Source organism: Sphingopyxis sp. NJF-3 (assembly GCF_053514865.1).
This window is the reverse complement of sequence record NZ_CM130726.1, coordinates 2,130,451-2,148,372: the sequence shown is the minus strand read 5'-3', so window position 1 is coordinate 2,148,372 and position 17,922 is coordinate 2,130,451. Positions and strand designations below refer to the sequence as shown.

Sequence of the window (17,922 nt, the reverse complement as noted above, 5' to 3'; positions counted from 1 at the left end):
CAGCTATGTTGAAGGAGGAGGCGCTTCGATGACGAGGATGATTTTGACGGCGGTCGGCGCCCTGGCGCTGCTGGGCGCCGGATCGGCCGCCGCCTTTCAGACGCAGACCGAAGAACCGGCGACCGGACAGCCGGCGGCCGAGGCCTCCAGCCTCGATGCCGTCACCGCCGACCTCGCCAAGGATAAGGAACAGCCCGACGGCGCGACGCCTGAGGAACGCGCGAACACCGCACGGCTGAACGCCGAGCAGGCGGCACGCGCGAAATCCGAAAATGTCGCTTACGAGCAGGAGGTTGCGGCGGCTGCGCAGGAGGAAGCGGCGGCACAGGCGACCTACGCCGACGAGACCGCGGCCTATGAAGCCGAAAAGGCGCGCGTCGCAGCCGAGGCGGCCGCACAGCGGCTGAAGTGGGAGGCCGACGTCGCGGCATGCAAGGCGGGCGATACGACGCGCTGCGCGCAACCCGCGACGCCGCCGAAACCCTAGGATACCGAGCCTAGCGCACCATTGCGTCGATCGCGCCTTGCAGGATGAACGCCGCCGCCGCGCTGTCGATGCGCTCGGCGCGCTTGGCGCGGCTGACGTCGGCGGCGATCATCGCGCGCTCGACCGCGGCGGTCGACCAGCGCTCGTCCCAGAGCAGGACGGGGAGGGCGAGGGGAGCGAGGTTGCGGGCGAAGGCGCGCACCGACTGGGTGCGCGGGCTGTCGCTGCCGTCCATGTTGAGCGGCAGCCCGACGACGAGACCGACGACCGATTGCGCCGCGACGAGCTGGCGCAGCGCTTCGAGGTCGGCGGCGAATTTCCTGCGCAGGATCGTCTTGTCGGGGGTCGCGAAGCTCCACCCCGCGTCGCAGAGCGCGACGCCGATGGTCTTGGTGCCGACATCGAGCCCCGCGAGGCGGCCGCCGTTCGGCAGTACGGCGGCGAAGTCGGGGGCGGCGGTGGTGATCATCCTCGCCCCTTAGCCGTCATTGCGAGCGAAGCGAAGCAATCTCCAGCGGGCAACGGCGCGCAAGGTCGAGGGCTGGAGATTGCCGCGTCGCTTCGCTCCTCGCAATGACGATCTCAGGATTTGGGCGTCGCGGCGTCCGGTGCAGGCGTCGCCACCGGCGCTGCCGGCGGCGGGACCGGGGAGGGCTTGCCCTCGAAAGTCGCGAGCCGGCGCAGCACGTCGGCGCGGACATTGGCCCAGAAGAGGGTGATGTCGAAGACGTGGTAATTGTTGCCGGGAAGGACGTAGCTTGGCGCATAATCCTTCGCGACCTCGGCATCGCCGATCATCAGGAAACCGCGCGTGTCGTCGCACCGGGCGCCGATCACCCCCGCGACAAGCTGACCCTTTTTGAAGCCGTCCTCGGGCTTCAGCGTACCGATATTGGCTTCGGGCGCGGCTTCGGTGTCGGGGATGCCGGTGATCGGGTTGGTGCAGAGCATCCGCGTCTCGCGGCGCGGGCGGCCGTCGTAGCCGATCGTGCCGTCATAGGCGCCGGTGACCATCGAGGTGTCGGCAGGCTCGGCGAAGCTTGCCCAGCCGAGGATGCAGTTCGCCTGTTCGGGCGTCCCGCAGGCGGGGAGGCCGAGCGCCTCGAGGTCGGTGTCGCGGCTGATCGGCCAGCCGACGACATAGGCTGCGACGATGCGCTTTGCGAGCGGGGTGCCGGCGATGCGGTTCTTGATCAGCGTTTCGATATGCAGCGCGCCCTGGCTGTGGCCGGCGAGGATGATCGGCCGGTTCTTCGGCTGCGCGGCGAGGAAGGCGTCGAACGCCTGCTCGACGTCGCGATAGGCGGCGTCGATCGCCTTGCCCGCGGTGACGCGGTCGGTGGCGAGGAAGGCGCCGAGCGTCGCCTGGCGATAGCGCGGCGCCCAGACCTCGCCCGCGTCGGCGAAGGCGCTCGCCATGCCGCGCATGAACAGGTCGGCGCGGTAATTGGCGTCGCGGTCGTCGAGCGGGGCGTTCCAGCTCGACTTGCTGTAATAGCTGGTCGGGTGGACGAAGAAGATCGCGGCGTCGCCCTTTTGAGCCGCGGCGGGCGCCGTCGTTGGGGCGGCGTTTGCGGGCGGGATCAACTGATCGCGTGATTGAGCGGCGGCGCTGTCAGGCGGCGGCGCGGGTGTTCCGGCGAGTTCGGGGCGCCAGGACGTCGGGTCGTCATCCAACCCCGGACGCGCGAGCCACATGCTGGCATCGTCATAGGCGTTGGGGGCGATCGCCGCCTGCGGCTTGAACTCGGTCGACGGCACGAAGGCGACGCGGCCGAACCAGCCGGGCGCGAGCTGCCAGGCGATGCCGACGCCGAGGACGAGGAGGATGATCGCGGCGATGAGGTAGAGGAATTTGCGGGCCAAGCGGGGCTCCATGCGGGGCGGGGAGAGGGTCTGGCATGTCTCTAGCCGCCGTTCAAATCGGCGTCACCCTGAACTTGTTTCAGGGTCCATGGCCCACTCCTGAATGAGATGCAGCGCTGGTCGAGGGGGGCAGGCCATGGATGCTGAAACAAGTTCAGCATGACGAATTTAGAGGGTAGATGTGGGGCATGACCGAACCGTCCGCAACTCCGCCCGCCCCCGAGTCGGCCCGGCCTGTCTCGGCCCGCCTCGACGACAATGACGCGCCCTGGCCGCTGCGGCCGTGGATCATGGCGGCGATCTGCGCGGTCGCGGGGCTGGTGTTTCATCAGCTGATCGACCGATCCTATGACGCGCCCGCCGCGGCGTGGCGCGACGCGCTGGCGGCATTCGTCGCGATTTCGGCGGTGGTGTTCGTGCTGGGGGTCGAGCTGCGCCGCTGGCACTGGGCGGCGGGCTTCGCGGCTGCATGGGGCGCGGTGATGGGGCTGATCACCTGGCATTCGGCGGGCTACAACCTCAATGGATCGCCGGTCGAATGGCCGTTCTGGTCGGGCATCCTCGCGGTGCTCGTCGCGACGCCGCTGTTCCAGACGCGGCGCGACGTCGCGCCCGACGCGCGCTTCTGGAAGCTGTGGCAGATGCCCTATGCGCGGCTGCACAGCCACGCGTGGACCGACGCGGTGATCGGCGCCGCGAGCCTGGCCTTCGTCGGGGTGACCTTCCTGCTCGTCATGCTGATCGGCGAGATGTTCCATCTGATCGGCATCGACCTTATCCGCGACCTGCTGCGCGGCGAATGGTTCGGCTGGATGCTCGCGGGGGCGGCGTTCGGCGGCGCGGTCGGCCTGCTGCGCGAGCGCGACAAGCTGGTTTCGACGCTGCAGCGGCTCGTGATGATCGTGCTCGCGGTGCTCGCGCCGGTGCTGGCGGCGGCGCTGATCCTGTTCCTGCTGTCGCTGCTGGGTACGGGATTGCAGAAGCTGTGGGACGCGGGTTTCTCGACCGCGGGGCTGATGCTCGGCATTTCGGCGTTCGCGGTGCTGCTCGCCAATGCGGTGATCGGCAACGGCGCCGAGGACCGGTCGGCGAACCGCGTGCTGCACGCGGCGGCGGCGGTGCTCGCGGTCGCGGTGCTGCCGCTCGCGATCATCGCCGCGGTGTCGATGCAGGTGCGGATCGGGCAATATGGCTGGACGCCCGAGCGCATCTGGGGGGTGATCGCGGTCGGGATCGCGCTGGCGTACGGCATCGCCGGCGTGATCGCGCTCGCGCGGCGGCGGTGGGATTTCGACGACGCGCTGCGGCCCTTGCAACAGAAGCTCGCGATCGGGCTGATGCTGCTCGCGGCGTTCCTGGCGCTGCCGATCCTCGATTTCGGGGCGATCTCGACCCGCGACCAGATCGCCCGGCTGGAAAGCGGGGCGGTGAAGGCGGAAAAGTTCGACTGGGCGGCGCTCGCCTTCGATTTCGGACCGAGCGGGCGGCGAGCGCTGAAGGACGTGACGGGGTCGCCGCGCGCGGAGCGGGCGAATCTGGCGAAATGGGCGCTGGCGGCGAAGAATCGCTGGGATCTGCGGGACGCGGGCGATGGCGTCGATGCGAAGGAAGCCGCCTTTGCCGCGAAGGCGATCGAACAGCGGGTGCGCGTGCTGCCGGCGGGTGAGGCGCTTCCGGCCGGATTCTACATAGCGGTCGAGCGGCGGGACCAATGCCGGACCTCGGCGTGTGCTGCCTATGTCCTTGCAGACGGCCGCGTTGCGCTGATCGCGCGCGGATCCGACGTTCGCTTCTTTGTCCGCAGTCCGAAAGACGGCGAATGGGCCGAGGAGTATGAGGCGGTGCGCCGCGCCGAACAGCCCGACCGACCCGCCGCCGATCTCGCAACCGCTTCGGTCGAGGTGCGGCCGGTGACGCGGCGGCAGGTCTTCGTCGACGGCAAGCCGGTGGGCGACGCATTCGAATAGCTTTTCGGGTCCCACCTTGAAGCGCCGCAAGCGCGGTGCTAGCGGCGCAGCTTCTCCCGCAAAGGCAGGACTCAATGGCAATCGATCAGGCAACAGTAAGGAAAATCGCGTCGCTGGCGCGCATCGCGATCAGCGATGCCGAAGCCGCCGCGATGGAAGGCGAACTCAACGGGATTTTGGGCTGGGTCGAGCAACTCGGCGAGGTCGACGTGACCGGGGTCGAGCCGATGACCGCGGTGATCCCGAACAAGCTGCGGCTGCGCGACGATGTCGTCGATGCCGACCCGCTGACCGGTGGCAACCGCCGCGACGACGTTCTCGCGAACGCCCCTGCGCCGCAGCATGGGTTCTTCGGCGTTCCCAAGGTGATCGAATAATGACCGATCTTACGAATCTCACCGTCGCGCAGATCCGCGACGGGCACCGCGCGGGCGATTTCAGCGCCGTCGAGGTCGCCGAGGCGTTCAACGCCAATGTCGCGGGCGCGAAGGCGCTCAACGCGTTCATCGTCGAGACGCCCGACCATGCGCTCGCGGCGGCGAAGCAGGCCGATGCCGATCGCGCCGCGGGGGCGCTGAAGCCGCTGTCGGGCGTGCCGATCGGGATGAAGGATCTGTTCGCGACCAACGGCGTCCAGACCACCGCCGCGAGCCATATGCTCGAAGGCTTCGTGCCGCGCTATGAATCGACCGTGTCGCAGAAATTGTGGGACGCGGGCGCGGGGATGCTGGGGAAGCTGAACCTCGACCAGTTCGCGATGGGGTCGTCGAACGAGACCAGCTATTTCGGCAACGTGATCTCGCCTTGGCGCCGCAAGGACGGCGGCCCAAATCTTAAAGAGGGGGCCGCGCTCGCGCCCGGCGGGTCCTCGGGCGGGTCTTCAGCGGCGATCGCGGCGCGTCTGTGCCCCGCGGCGACCGGGACCGACACCGGCGGCTCGATCCGCCAGCCCGCGGCCTTCACCGGCATTTCGGGGATCAAGCCGACCTATGGACGCTGCTCGCGCTGGGGCATCGTGGCGTTCGCGAGCTCGCTCGACCAGGCGGGGCCGATGGCGCGCGACGTGCGCGACTGCGCGATCATGCTCGAGAATATGGCGGGCTTCGATCCCAAGGATGCGACGAGCCTCGACATGGCGGTGCCCAATTGGGAAGCCGCCTTGTCGAGCGATCTCAAGGGTAAGAAGGTCGGTATTCCCAAGGAATATCGACTGGAGGGCATCGATTCCGACATCGACGCGATGTGGGATGCGGGCATCGCGATGCTGAAGGATGCGGGGGCCGAGGTCGCCCAAATCAGCTTGCCGCACACCAAATATGCGCTGCCGGCCTATTATATCATCGCGCCCGCCGAGGCGTCGTCGAACCTCGCGCGCTATGACGGCGTGCGTTATGGTCTCCGCGACTTGCCGCAGGGCGCGGGGTTGCAGGACATGTATGCCGCGACGCGCGCCGACGGCTTCGGGCCCGAGGTCAAGCGCCGCATCATGATCGGCACCTATGTGCTGTCGGCGGGCTTTTACGACGCCTATTATACGCAGGCGCAGAAGGTGCGGACGCTGATCGCGCGCGATTTCGAGGCTGCGTTTGCAAGCTGCGACGTGATCCTCGCGCCGACCGCGCCGTCGGCGGCGTTCGGGCTGGGCGAAAAGACCGCCGATCCGCTGGCGATGTATCTGAACGACGTGTTCGCGGTGCCCGCGAGCCTCGCCGGGCTGCCCGCGATGTCGGTCCCCGCGGCGCTGAACCGCGAAGGGCTGCCGCTCGGGTTGCAGATCATCGGCAAGGCGTTCGACGAGCAGGGTGTGCTGAACGCGGGGCTGGCGATCGAGGAACGTGCGGGCTTCACGGCGCGGGCGGAGAAGTGGTGGTAACTCACGTCGCCCCAGCGAAAGCTGGGGCCGCTATCGTGGGGGCAGGACGTGAGAGATCCCAGCTTTCGCTGGGATGACGAGGAAAAAGAGATGTCTGACTATCGCATCAAGGGCGAAACCGGCGAGTGGGAGGTCGTGATCGGCCTCGAGGTCCATGCGCAGGTCACCTCCAACGCCAAGCTGTTCTCGGGCGCCGCGACGGCGTTCGGGGCGGAGCCGAACACGCAGGTATCGCTGGTCGACGCCGCGATGCCGGGGATGCTGCCGGTGCCGAACCGCGAGTGCATCCGCCAGGCGGTGCGCACGGGCATGGCGATCGACGCGCAGATCAACAAATGGTCGCGCTTTGACCGCAAGAATTATTTCTACGCCGACCTGCCGCAGGGTTACCAGATTTCGCAGCTTTATCATCCGCTTGTCGGCGAAGGTTCGCTGACGATCGAGGCTGATGAAAAGGCGGGTCTGCCGGAAGCGAAGCGCATCGGGATCGAACGCATCCATGTCGAGCAGGACGCCGGCAAGCTGATGCACGACCAGCATCCGACGATGAGCTACGTCGACCTCAACCGGTCGGGCGTCGCGCTGATGGAAATCGTCTCGCGCCCCGACATGCGCTCGCCGGCCGAGGCGGGGGCCTATGTGCGCAAGCTGCGCTCGATCCTGCGCTATGTCGGCTCGTGCGACGGCAATATGGAAGAGGGCTCGATGCGCGCCGACGTCAACGTGTCGGTCCGCAAACCCGGCGACGAATTCGGGACGCGCACCGAGACGAAGAACGTCAATTCGGTGCGCTTCGTGATGGCGGTGATCGAGGGCGAGGCGAAGCGCCAGGTCGAACTGATCGAAAGCGGCGGCACGGTGGTGCAGGAAACGCGGCTTTACGATCCCGACCGCAACGAGACGCGCTCGATGCGGTCGAAGGAAGATGCGCATGATTACCGCTACTTCCCCGATCCCGACCTGCTGCCGCTCGAACTCGACGATGCGTTTCTCGCGGAATGCCGGGCGAGCCTGCCCGAACTGCCCGACGCCAAGCGCGCACGCTATCTGAGCGAAGGCATTTCGGCGTATAACGCCGATGTGTTGACCGCAGAGGTCGAGGCGGCGCGCTGGTTCGACGCGTTGCTCGAAGCGGGCGCGAAGCCCGTCGCGGCGGCGAACTGGGTGACGAGCGAATTGTTCGGCGCGCTCAACCGGCTAGGCAAGGACATCAGTGAATCGCCGGTGAGCCCGGCGCAGGCGGCCGAGCTGCTCGGCCTCGTCGCCGACGGCACGATTTCGGGAACGATCGCCAAGCAGGTGTTCGAGAAGATGCTCGAAAGCGGGGACGGCGCCGCGGCGATCGTCGATCGCGAAGGCCTCAAGCAGACAAGCGACACGGGCGCGATCGAGGCCGAGATCGCCAAGGTCCTTTCCGCCAACGCCGACAAGGTCGAGCAGTATAAGGGCGGCAAGGAAGCCTTGTTCGGTTTCTTCGTCGGCCAGACGATGAAGGCGATGCAGGGCAAGGCGAATCCGCAGGTGGTGAACGAACTGCTCAAGAAGGCGCTCGGCTGACCGCCAGGTGATCCGGTTCACGGGCGATTCAGGCACTTCACTGTCATAAGCGTTGAAATCATGGCATAATGACAGCGGAGGATGAATGGTGATGAAGCGGATTCTGGTTTCGGCTTGCAGCATTCTCGTGCTCGCGACAGGCGCGGCGGCGAGTGCCGCTGGCGCGCCCGCGGTGAACGATGGCTATGACTGGACGATGCGCGTCAACGACGAGGAAAGAACGCAGAGCGCGATCCTCGCTTATGAAGTGGCCGATACCGACGACCAGCCGTTGAATTTCAGCTGCGAAGAAGGCGGGAACCGCATCTTTGCGGGCATCACCGGCGGCGATCCAGAACTGACCGCGATCGAGCTGGTGTCGGGCGACCAGAGCCTGGAACTGGCGGGCACGACCGACGCCGAGGAAATGCCCTATTTTTCCTCCGAAGAAATCGCCGGCGATTCGCCCTTCTTCGGCGCTTTTGCCGCCAATGGCTGGCTCCGCCTGAGCGCGTCGGGTGAAACGACCGATATGGCGGCGACTGCGAGCGGCAAGGAAGCAATTGCGCGCTTCCTTCGCTTCTGCGCGGGGTAAGGCGCGAGCCGCGGTAGCCAAGTCACCGCAAACGAAGGATAATGGCAGCGATCGCGCTTGCGTCGCGGTCGCCCTTGTTGCAGCTCCGATTCCTGACGGGGGTTGGGGAGGCGCCGATTCGTATTCGGCCGTGCCCCCGCAAAGGGGGGCGCACGATGGCTATCAGGAAAATGGTGCTGAGCGTGGCGATGGTCGCCATGCTGGCGGAAACCGCGGCTGCGCAGGAAGCGAAGATCGACTCGATGACGGTCGTTCCCGATCCGGCGACGGTGGAGACGCCGAAACTCGACTTTGCGGAAACGCCCGAGGACGCGGCCGATTACGATAAATATTTCTATTTTCATCGTGACGGAACGAGTTTCGAGGAGGCGCTCGCCGACCTGCGCGATTGCGACGGCTTCGCGCGCGGCCTGTCGAGCGGCTATCGCTATCAGGAAACGCCCTATCCCTACGCCTATACCGCCGCCGGCGTGGCGGGCGGGCTGATCGCCAATGCGATGATCGGCGCGATCTTCGGCTCGGCCGAAAAGCGGCGGCTGCGCCGCGTCAACATGCGCCGCTGCATGGGGTATAAGGATTATGCCCGCTACGGCCTGCAAAAGGATTTGTGGCAGGAATTCAATTTCGAGGAGGGCTTTTCGGCCGAAGAGGAAGGCAAACGGCAGGCGATGCTGGCGCAGCAGGCGAAAGTCGCGTCGGGCCCGCACCCCGCGGCGAAGGAGCTTGGGCTGTGAGCGCGCTGCGTTCGCTGACGGTGCTCGCCGTCGCCCTCGCCGCCGCTGCGCCCGCCTGGGCCGATGAGCCCGAAGAAAAATGGGAGACGCGCGCCGTCGCCGACAAGCCGGGACCGCTGACGCTCGACCCGGCGAAGGCCTATATCCTGATCAAGGCCGACTATGTGGTCATGCCGACGCTGATGCAGTTGCCCAGCGAGGAGCAGGCAGCGGCGCATGCGCGGCGGCGCGCCGAGGCGCTGACCAAGGAACATGGCAAATGGGTCAAGCGGCACGCCAACTGGGAAGCCGAAATGAAGCGTTGGCAAAAGGGGATGAAGAAGCCCGAGGAACCGGTCGAACCGACCGAGGCCAATTTCGGATTTCCCGAATATGAGCGCGTTCATTCGGTCATGCTCGGGCCGCAGTTCCGGTTCAGCAAGGAGGGGAGCTCGGTCTATCTTCAGGAAGTGCCGCCGGGGGAATATCTCTTCTATGGTCAGGCGAACGTCTGCGCCTGCCTGGGCACGGTGTCTTTCGAGGCACCGGCCGGCAAGATCGTTCCCGTCGAATTGCGGCTGTCGCTGGTCGACGCGATTCAGGACGCGCCCAAGGAGAGCCGGCCGAAGACCTCGCTCGACCTGCCCGCCGGGACCAGCCAGTTCCTGCTTCGTGCGGCGGAGGTCGGCGACCCGCGCCTGCCCGCCGACGCGATCGTTCGCCCCGCGTTCAAGCCCGCCGGGACGCGGCCCAACTGGTCCGGGGTCGAGGTCGACCGGGTGATGCCGATGCCGGGCGTTTTCCGATACGCGCGGGGGCAGCAGGTCGACGATTCCGCGCCGGCGGCGGCTGTGGCTGCTTCCGTCGATCCGGGCGAGATGCCCGCCGAAACCCCAGCGGGGGAGGCTGGTCCTGACGACGCGGCCGCGTCGGCGACTCCCGCCGGCGAATAGGAAGCGGGGAGCAGCCGTCTACGGAGCCTTCCGCCAGACGCTCGCGCCCTCCTTCACCGTCTCCAGCACCTCGATGTCCCTGATCGCACCCAACGGCGTGGTCAGCGGATTCCGGTCGAGGATGACGAAGTCGGCGAGGAGGCCCGGCTTGATCCGGCCCTTGCGATCCTCCTCGAACGCCTGCCATGCCGGGCCGGTGGTGAGCGCCTGGAGGCCGGTGTAGGCGTCGACGTGCTCGCCCGCGCCGCTGACCACCCCGGTGGGGGAGACGCGCGCCATCGACGTCCACAGCATGAACATCGGGTCGATCGGCGTCACCGGGAAGTCGCTGTGGTTGGACACGACCAGCCCCGCGGCCTTCGCCGACTTCATCGGGCTGATGAAGTCGACGACCTCGGCCGGGAAATTCGTGCGGTGGACGTCGGCCCAATACCAGGCGTGGTTGGTGAAATAGGCGGGCCCGACGCCGATCCGCTGATAGGCGGCGAGCTGGTCGCGGCGCTGGAACTGCGAGTGGATGACGATCGGGCGGCGGTCGTCGGCGGCGGTGATCCCGAGCGCGTCGAAAGCGCGGATCGCCATGTCGATCGCCGCGTCGCCATTCGCGTGGGCGAATATCTGCCAGCCGCGGTCGTTCACCTTGCGCGCCGCGGCAAGGAAGGCCTCGTCGGTCAGATTGGCCTTGCCGTGCCACGGGTGCGCGCCGTCGGGGCTGCCGCGCGCATAATCGCGGGTGAAATAGCCGGTGCGCGCCTGCACCGACCCGTCGAGGACGAACTTCACGCCCTGCAGCTTCACATGGCCGCGATATTCGCCGAAGCGGACGTCGGGGTCGGCGAGCAACGCGTCGAGGCCGGTGAAGAAGGGGAGAAGGGCGAGGTCGATCTTCAGCCGCTCGCGCACCGCGGGGCCCATCATGAACGCGAGATCGGCGGGCATCGTCGCGCCGTCCTGCGCATGGGTATAGCCCTTCGCGAAATAGCGCTGCTGCGCGACGTCGAGCGCGGCGAGCCGGTGCGCCTCGTCGGGTTTGGGCATCGCCGCGACCATCAGGAAGGCGGCGTTTTCGAGCAGCGCGCCGTTGAGGCGACCCTGAGCGTCGCGCAGGAACATGCCCCCGGGCGGCGGCTGGCTGGCGTCGGTGAGCTTTGCCGCGGCGAGCGCGGCGCTGTTCGCGACGAGCGCGTGGAGCGAACGGTGGAGCACGACGATCTTGCGGTCCTGTGCCACCGCGTCGAGCTCGGCGCGGGTGATGTGGCGCTTTTCGGGAAGCGCCTCATTGTCATATTGCCAGACGACCACCCAGCCGCCTGCGGGGATCGCTCGCGCCTCGATAAAGCTGCGGATCGCGGCCTGGAGCGACGCGATGTCGGTGACCGGCGGCAGCGACGGATCGTCGAGGTCGAGCCCGCCCGCCATCTGCATCATCGCCGAAAAATGCGAATGCGCGTCGACGAAGCCGGGAAGCATGGTCGCGCCGCGGAGGTCGTGGACCGCGGCCTCCGCCCCGGCCGCGGCGCGCGCGCCGGCCTCGTCGCCGACATAGGCGATGCGGTCGCCCTTCGTCACCACGGCCTCGACCGTCTGCGGCGTGTCGCCGTCCATCGTGACGATCGGGCCGCCGCGGTAGAGGATGGTGTCCTGCGCGGCGGCGGGGGCGGCAAGCAGCAGCAGCGCCGCGAGCGTGGCGATGGATTTCATAGGTCTCTCCCTCGCCCAAGCCGTGGCGGGGAAGGGGGGAGGAGGTCAAGTCTCTCTTTGCAACTATTTGGCGATCACTCTCATGCTCCCCATTCGTCACCCCGGACTTGATCCGGGGTCCCGCTTTCAGAGGTTGCTGAGCGGGACCCCGGATCAAGTCCGGGGTGACGATAGGGATAAGGTGCTGCCCTATAGCTGCTGCGGCGGCAGCTCGTCGGGCCCGCGGCCGGGCTGGTCGATGTCGCCGCCGCCGGGATGGCCGGGGATTTCGGGCGGCTGGCCCGCCGGGTCCTCGAGCGGGGTCGGCTGCACCGGTTTTTCGGGGGGCGACTGCGGTTCGATCGTGTCGGGTTTCGGCTTGGGCAGCGGATCGGGGGCGCTGGGCATGGCAAATCTCCTTGCCCGATCAACGAACGGGCGCGCCGCGCGTTCCGGCCCCCCGATTATCGGGCCTTCGCCCTTGCCCTCGGCTGCCCGTCTGCTATAGCGCCGCCCGGCCCGCACGGGCGTGCGCGGCACAGCGCATGGCTTCGTGCACCCGGCCGACAGCTCTAGCGGGCGTGGCGGAATTGGTAGACGCGCTGGTTTTAGGTACCAGTATCGCAAGATGTGGGGGTTCGAGTCCCTTCGCCCGCACCAGTTCCGTGAGACGTCAGGCCGGGAAACATACGAGTTTTTGAGCAAGGACAAGACCAAGGCAATGAAGACCGTCGAAACGCTGAACGAAGGCCTGAAGCGCGAATATCGCCTGACCATCACCGCGAAGGATATCGACGCGCGCGTCGATGACGAAGTGAAGAGCATTGCCCCCACGGTGCGCATGCCCGGCTTCCGCCCCGGCAAGGTGCCGCCGAACCTGATCCGCAAGATGCACGGCGAGGCGCTGTCGGCCGATGCGCTCAACAAGGCGATCGACCAGGGCGTGCGCGACCTGATGGCGAACGAAAAGCTCCGCCCGGCGCTGCAGCCCGCAGTCAGCCTCGCCGACGGCTACGAACGCGGCAAGGATGCCGAGCTGACCGTCGCCTTGGAAGTGCTGCCCGAAATCGAGGCGCCGTCGATCGACGGGCTGAAGCTCGAGCGGCTGACCGTTCCCGCCGACGACAAGGCGGTGATGGCGAAGATCGAGGAATTCGCGGCGCAGATGAAGCGCTTCGACGATGCGCCGAAGACGAAGAAGGCCGCGGCCGGCGACCAGGTCATCATCGACTTCGCCGGCAGCGTCGATGGCGTCGCCTTCGACGGCGGCACGGGCGAGGACATGGCGGTCGAGATCGGCTCGGGCCAGCTCATCCCTGGCTTCGAGGACCAGCTTGTCGGCGTGAAGACCGGCGACGAGAAGACCGTGAAGGTGACCTTCCCCGAGGAATATCCGGTCGACACGCTGAAGGGCGCCAAGGCCGAGTTCGCGGTCACCGTGAAGCAGGTCAAGGTTCCCGCCGACGCCAAGATCGACGACGAGTTCGCGAAGTCGCTCGGCCTCGAAAGCCTCGACAAGCTCAAGGAGCTGATGAAGGACCAGGTCGAGCAGGAACTTAACGGCCTGACCCGCACCTATATGAAGCGCAAGCTGCTCGACCAGCTCGCTGCGAGCCACGACTTCGAGGTGCCGCCGACGATGGTCGAGGCCGAGTTCGGCCAGATCTGGCAGCAGCTCGAGCATGAAGCGAGCCACGAGGAAGATCCCGAGGCGGCGAAGGCCGAACTCGAAAAGGATCGCGACGAATATCGCGCGATCGCGGTGCGCCGCGTCCGCCTGGGCCTGCTCCTCTCGGAAATCGGCCAGGCGCACGGCGTGCAGGTGTCGAACCAGGAGATGCAGCGGCTGATCATGCAGGCGGCGCAGCAGTATCGCCCCGAGGATCGCCAGCGCTTCGTCGAATATGTCCAGCAGGACGCGCTCGCCGCCGCGCAGCTCCGCGCCCCGCTCTATGAGGACAAGGTCGTCGACTTCCTGTTCGAGAAGGCCGAGATCAGCGACCGCGAAGTGACCCGCGAGGAAATCGAGGCGGCGATCGAGGCCGACGACGACCATGTCCACGGCCCGGGCTGCGGCCACGACCATGATCACGACCACAAGCCCGCCAAGAAGGCGGCGGCGAAGAAGCCCGCCGCCAAGAAGGACGCGGTGACCGAAGAGAAGGCCGAGCCCAAGAAGGCCCCGGCGAAGAAGGCTGCCGCGGCGAAGGCCGAGGACAAGCCCGCGGCGAAGAAGGCCGCTCCGGCGAAGGCTGCGGACGAGAAGCCGGCCGCGAAGAAGGCTCCGGCCAAGAAGGCGGCGGCGAAGAAATAAGCGCTTCGCTTCACAAGAGACAAAAAGGCCGGGTGGAGGATGCTCCGCCCGGCCTTTTCTTTTTTGACTCACGCAAAGATGCGAAGGCGCGAAGAAGGCTTCTATTCAAACCCGTTCGTGCTGAGCTTGTCGAAGCACTGTTCTTCTTCAGGGTTCAAAAGAAAAACAGCCCTTCGACAAGCTCAGGGCGAACGGGTTTGTGGAAGATCTTCTTCTTTGCGCCTTTGCGTGAGATTCGTCATTGCTTCGCTGTGCTCGCAATGACGAGGGGAGAGCATCCCTAAATCACGTCCATATTATAGCAATGCCAGCTGAAGATCGCCGCTGCGCCGCGGTGGGGGCGCCAGGCTTCGGCGAGGGCGCGGACCCGCTTTTCGCTCGGGCGCTCGCCCAGTTGCAGGATGCGGCCGACGGCTTCCTGGACCGCAAGGTCGCCCGCGGGCCAGATGTCGGGGCGCCCTTCGGCGAAGAGCAGGTAGATTTCGGCCGACCAGCGGCCGATGCCCTTGACCTTGGTGAGCAGCGCGATCGCTTCCTCGTCGTCGGCGGGGAGCGATGCGAAGTCGAGATCGCCGTCGAGGACGAGCTGCGCGAGGCTCTTCGCATAGCTCTGCTTCTGCGCCGACAGGCCGCAGGCGCGCAGCGCGTCGAACTCGGCGGCGGCCATCACCGCAGCCGGGCATCCCGCGCCGAAGCCGGCCTCCAGCTTGTTCCAGATCGAATTGGCGGCGGCGACGCTGACCTGCTGGCCGACGATGGTGCGGAGCAGCGTCGTATAGCCCGGCTCGCGGATCCGCGGTTCGGGATAACCGGCGTGGCCGAGCGCGCGCGCGAAATGGGGTTCGACCCCGGCGAGCGCGTCGATTCCGGCGTTCAGCTGTTCCTGGCTCAGACCCATCGGATATTCCCTTTTTGTTCCCTTCGTCTCTCTTAGCAACGCTTGATTTGACGTGCAACGCGGGACATAGCGCCAAGCGAATCGAACGAGATGAGGACGAGCATGGCCAAGCTGATTGTGGTGACGCGCGACGGGACCGAGCATGAGATCGAAGGCGACACCAGCCTGACCGTGATGGAGAATATCCGCGATGCGGGTTTCGACGAGCTGCTCGCGCTGTGCGGCGGCTGCTGTTCGTGCGCGACCTGCCACGTCCATGTCGAGGCGGGCAGCACCGATGCGATGCCCGCGATGAGCGAGGACGAGAACGACCTGCTCGATTCGACCAGCGACCGCGACGAAAATTCGCGCCTGTCGTGCCAGATCCCCTTCAGCGACGCGCTCGACGGGCTGAAGGTGCGGATCGCCGAGGAGGATTGATCACGCCGCCACAATAGAAAAACCGCATCCCCGAGCGAAGACGAGGGGCTCGTTCGAGCGGAGCGAGAACCGCGTAACCACGCTGCCTCGACTTCGCTCGGCATAGCCCCTCGTCTTCGCTCGGGGAATCGGATTTTGGTTTTGGCCGTCTTTTACGCGCCCGCCGTCGCCACCGCGTAGAGCGCGATCGCCGCGGCGTTCGAGATGTTGAGGCTTTCCATCCGCGGCGAGATCGGCAGCCGCGCGAGGACGTCGCAATGCTCCATGACATTGTGGCGCATCCCGTCGCCTTCGGAGCCGAGGACGAGCGCGACCTTGCTGCCGTCGAGCGTCTCGCCCAGCGTCGTTTCGGTATCGCCGGTCAGGCCGATGCGCCAATATTGCGCCTCGGCGATTTCCTCCAGCGCGCGCGACAGGTTGACGACGCGCACCCACGGCACGGTTTCGAGCGCGCCCGACGCCGAACGCGCGATGACGCCGCTTTCGGGCGGGCTGTGCCGGTCCTGCGTGACGATCGCGGCGGCGTCGAAGGCCGCGGCCGAGCGCAGCACCGCGCCGATATTGTGCGGGTCGGTGACCTGATCGAGCACGACGAGCGGACGCCGGCTCCCGGCGTCGGCTTCCTCCTGCAGGATATCGCCCAGATAGGGGCTGTCGAGCGGGTCGACTTCGATCACCAGGCCCTGGTGCGGGGCATCGCGCGCGACGAGCCGCGCGAGGTCGACGACATCGGCATAGCTGACGGGGAGGGCGGACGGCAGCTCGAGCTGGCCGATCGCCTCGCGCGTGCCCCAGATGCGCTTGACGCGCCGCTCGGGGTTGTCGAGCGCGGCGAGGACGGCGTGGCGGCCCCAGAAACGGGTGGCCTGCCCCTTGGGCGACTGGCCGCCGGGGCGGCGATGGCGGGAAAATTGTCTCATATGGCGCGCCTTTCCCATGACTGGCATTGACAGGCAAGCGCCGTTTCGCCATGGGACCGCTTCCCAAAGCGGGCCCCAAGGACAGGTGGCCGAGTGGTTAAAGGCAGCAGACTGTAAATCTGCCCGGGTTTCCGTACGCTGGTTCGAATCCAGCCCTGTCCACCATTTTTCCTTCCGGGGGCTTCCGCCAAAGTCCCTAGAAATCCCAGAAAACCTAGCTTATTATCGGCCGAACGATCCACTGGCGTTCGTTGCCGTTCGCAGGCATCCGACGCGAAATGTGGGGAGAAATGTGGGGAGGGATTTGCTTACCCCACATTTTGACGCCTCAAAGTGTGGGGAGAGAATCCGATGGGTAAACTCACTGCGATTTCGGTCAAAGCGGTCCTGAGCAGTCCCGGGACCTATCAGGACGGAGACGGGCTTTTCCTGAAGGTGAACAAGCACGGCGGAGCCTACTGGCTCCTGCGCTTGCAGCGCGACGGCAAGCGGCAAGACATGGGGCTGGGCAGCGCCAAGCTGCTGACGCTGGCGGAAGCCCGCGAGAAGGCCAGCGGACTGCGCAAGGCAGTCAAGGTCGAACGGCGCGACGTTCTGGCCGAGCGGAAGGACGAAGCCGCCGCGAAGGTGACGTTCCGGGAGGCCGCGCGCCAATATCACGCTGAGAACAAAGCAGGCTGGAAAAGCGCCGTATATGCCCGCCAGTGGCTCGCTAGTCTGGAAAACCACGCCTTCGCGAAGCTAGGCGATATTCCGACCGGCGGCATCACCTCGCCCGACATCATCGCCGCGCTGTCGCCGATCTGGCAGGACATTCCCGAAACGGGGCGTCAAGTCCGCAACCGGATTTGCGCCGTGCTCGATTATGCCCACGCCAAGGGATGGCGTTCCGCCGAAGCCCCATCGGGCAACGGCAGCCTGAAAGCCGGGCGCGGCCTGCCCCGGCAGGTGAAGGAACGTGCGAATCGCAAGGCCATGGCCTATGTCGCCGTGCCTGCCTTCATGGTGGCGTTGCGGCGTAAGCCGTCGTTTGGGCGACTGGCGCTGGAACTGCTCATTCTGACCGCTGTTCGTTCGCAAGAGGTCCGGCTTGCCACATGGGCCGAATTTGACCTTGAAGCGCGTCTATGGACGATCCCCGCCGATCACATGAAGCGGAATAAGGCGCACATGGTGCCGCTCTCCGACGCGGCTCTGGCGGTGCTGGCGAAGGCGGCGGCGTTCAGGCTGGCGGAAAGCGATGTCGTGTTCCCTGGCGTGGCTGGCAAGCCGATGTCGGACATGACGCTATTGAAAGTGCTGCGCGACATGAGCGAGCCGTATCACGTCCACGGTTTCCGTTCCGCCTTCACCGACTGGGCGGCGAACGAGGGCTTTGCCGACGCGGTGGTCGAGACCGCATTGGCCCATAAGACGCCGGACGCGGTGCAGGCCGCCTATCGCCGCACCACCTATCTTGGCACTCCCGATAAGCCAGGCGCGCGCGTGAAGCTGATGACTGCGTGGGGAGGCTTTTGCTCGGGTGGGATCGCTGGCACAGGCAATGTCGCGTCACTGGCGGGGGATGAGGCAGATTAGCACTCGCCTTTTCCTTTGGCGGTGCGATTACCTCGTCATACCGACACGACGAGCTTGCGAAGGCGGTCTGATCGCACTGCTGAAAAGTGGTGAAAAGCCGCCGTCCTGCAAGGCTATGGTCA

The 17,922-nt window shown here is 66.5% G+C and carries 17 protein-coding genes and 2 tRNA genes; 13 read left to right on the top strand and 6 right to left on the bottom strand.

Translation table 11 applies throughout. The features are described 5' to 3' along the window. The first annotated feature begins 28 nt into the window (after positions 1-28). Positions 29-487, top strand: coding sequence for a hypothetical protein (locus ACOTSS_RS10625; RefSeq protein ID WP_448688137.1), 459 nt, complete (start codon positions 29-31; stop codon positions 485-487). 10 nt (positions 488-497) lie between these two features. Here ACOTSS_RS10625 and ruvX read toward each other — a convergent pair whose 3' ends face one another. Both ruvX and ACOTSS_RS10615 read right to left on the bottom strand, forming a co-directional pair. Beyond that, positions 498-956 (bottom strand): Holliday junction resolvase RuvX, encoded by a 459-nt coding sequence (gene ruvX, locus ACOTSS_RS10620; RefSeq protein WP_448688136.1) that lies wholly within the window; start codon positions 954-956, stop codon positions 498-500. A gap of 113 nt (positions 957-1,069) precedes the next feature. Then, positions 1,070-2,353, bottom strand: a complete 1,284-nt coding sequence (locus tag ACOTSS_RS10615) for a DUF3089 domain-containing protein (RefSeq protein WP_448688135.1) — start codon at positions 2,351-2,353, stop codon at positions 1,070-1,072. A gap of 188 nt (positions 2,354-2,541) precedes the next feature. On the opposite strand from ACOTSS_RS10615, the gene ACOTSS_RS10610 reads away from it, so the two are divergent. From ACOTSS_RS10610 to ACOTSS_RS10580, 7 genes are all read left to right on the top strand, one after another. Next, complete coding sequence (locus ACOTSS_RS10610) at positions 2,542-4,320, top strand: DUF4153 domain-containing protein (RefSeq protein WP_448688134.1); 1,779 nt, start codon at positions 2,542-2,544, stop codon at positions 4,318-4,320. A gap of 74 nt (positions 4,321-4,394) precedes the next feature. Next, on the top strand, positions 4,395-4,697 hold the full coding sequence (gene gatC / locus ACOTSS_RS10605) for an Asp-tRNA(Asn)/Glu-tRNA(Gln) amidotransferase subunit GatC (RefSeq protein WP_448688133.1): 303 nt from the start codon (positions 4,395-4,397) through the stop codon (positions 4,695-4,697). Then, positions 4,697-6,193 carry an Asp-tRNA(Asn)/Glu-tRNA(Gln) amidotransferase subunit GatA gene (gene gatA, locus ACOTSS_RS10600; RefSeq protein WP_448688132.1) on the top strand — a complete coding sequence of 499 codons (1,497 nt, stop codon included), beginning with the start codon at positions 4,697-4,699 and terminating at the stop codon, positions 6,191-6,193. The genes gatC and gatA overlap by 1 nt, the downstream gene beginning before the upstream one ends. A gap of 90 nt (positions 6,194-6,283) precedes the next feature. Continuing rightward, positions 6,284-7,750 (top strand): Asp-tRNA(Asn)/Glu-tRNA(Gln) amidotransferase subunit GatB, encoded by a 1,467-nt coding sequence (gatB, locus tag ACOTSS_RS10595; protein WP_448688131.1) that lies wholly within the window; start codon positions 6,284-6,286, stop codon positions 7,748-7,750. Positions 7,751-7,841: 91 nt separating this feature from the next. After that, positions 7,842-8,324 carry a hypothetical protein gene (locus tag ACOTSS_RS10590; protein WP_448688130.1) on the top strand — a complete coding sequence of 161 codons (483 nt, stop codon included), beginning with the start codon at positions 7,842-7,844 and terminating at the stop codon, positions 8,322-8,324. A gap of 155 nt (positions 8,325-8,479) precedes the next feature. Next, positions 8,480-9,058 carry a hypothetical protein gene (locus tag ACOTSS_RS10585; RefSeq protein ID WP_448688129.1) on the top strand — a complete coding sequence of 193 codons (579 nt, stop codon included), beginning with the start codon at positions 8,480-8,482 and terminating at the stop codon, positions 9,056-9,058. After that, positions 9,055-9,990, top strand: coding sequence for a hypothetical protein (locus tag ACOTSS_RS10580; protein WP_448688128.1), 936 nt, complete (start codon positions 9,055-9,057; stop codon positions 9,988-9,990). Before ACOTSS_RS10585 ends, ACOTSS_RS10580 begins: the two co-directional genes overlap by 4 nt. An 18-nt stretch (positions 9,991-10,008) precedes the next feature. Here ACOTSS_RS10580 and ACOTSS_RS10575 read toward each other — a convergent pair whose 3' ends face one another. Further along, entirely contained in the window at positions 10,009-11,691 is a 1,683-nt protein-coding gene (locus ACOTSS_RS10575; protein WP_448688127.1) for an amidohydrolase, read from the bottom strand. Between the two features lie 189 nt (positions 11,692-11,880). Then, the gene (locus ACOTSS_RS10570; protein WP_448688126.1) at positions 11,881-12,078 is read right to left on the bottom strand and encodes a hypothetical protein; all 198 of its coding nucleotides are present in this window, start codon (positions 12,076-12,078) and stop codon (positions 11,881-11,883) included. Positions 12,079-12,245: 167 nt separating this feature from the next. Between ACOTSS_RS10570 and ACOTSS_RS10565 the strand changes: the two genes are divergently transcribed. Further along, positions 12,246-12,330 (top strand) — tRNA-Leu (locus ACOTSS_RS10565). A 61-nt stretch (positions 12,331-12,391) separates the two neighbouring features. Further along, positions 12,392-13,984, top strand: a complete 1,593-nt coding sequence (tig, locus tag ACOTSS_RS10560) for a trigger factor (RefSeq protein WP_448688125.1) — start codon at positions 12,392-12,394, stop codon at positions 13,982-13,984. 280 nt (positions 13,985-14,264) lie between these two features. On the opposite strand, the gene ACOTSS_RS10555 is transcribed toward tig, so the two are convergent. Further along, positions 14,265-14,882: a DNA-3-methyladenine glycosylase family protein gene (locus tag ACOTSS_RS10555; protein ID WP_448688124.1), complete on the bottom strand. Its 618-nt coding sequence runs from the start codon at positions 14,880-14,882 to the stop codon at positions 14,265-14,267. A gap of 102 nt (positions 14,883-14,984) precedes the next feature. Between ACOTSS_RS10555 and ACOTSS_RS10550 the strand changes: the two genes are divergently transcribed. After that, positions 14,985-15,302, top strand: a complete 318-nt coding sequence (locus tag ACOTSS_RS10550; protein ID WP_095386213.1) for a 2Fe-2S iron-sulfur cluster-binding protein — start codon at positions 14,985-14,987, stop codon at positions 15,300-15,302. A gap of 152 nt (positions 15,303-15,454) precedes the next feature. Here the strand turns inward: ACOTSS_RS10550 and rlmB are convergent, their stop codons facing one another. Further along, complete coding sequence (rlmB, locus tag ACOTSS_RS10545) at positions 15,455-16,222, bottom strand: 23S rRNA (guanosine(2251)-2'-O)-methyltransferase RlmB (RefSeq protein ID WP_448688123.1); 768 nt, start codon at positions 16,220-16,222, stop codon at positions 15,455-15,457. A gap of 79 nt (positions 16,223-16,301) precedes the next feature. Between rlmB and ACOTSS_RS10540 the strand changes: the two genes are divergently transcribed. Together ACOTSS_RS10540 and ACOTSS_RS10535 are read left to right on the top strand one after the other, a co-directional pair. Then, a tRNA-Tyr gene (locus ACOTSS_RS10540) sits at positions 16,302-16,387 on the top strand. Between the two features lie 186 nt (positions 16,388-16,573). Beyond that, the gene (locus ACOTSS_RS10535; protein WP_448688122.1) at positions 16,574-17,800 is read left to right on the top strand and encodes a tyrosine-type recombinase/integrase; all 1,227 of its coding nucleotides are present in this window, start codon (positions 16,574-16,576) and stop codon (positions 17,798-17,800) included. Positions 17,801-17,922 lie beyond the last annotated feature (122 nt).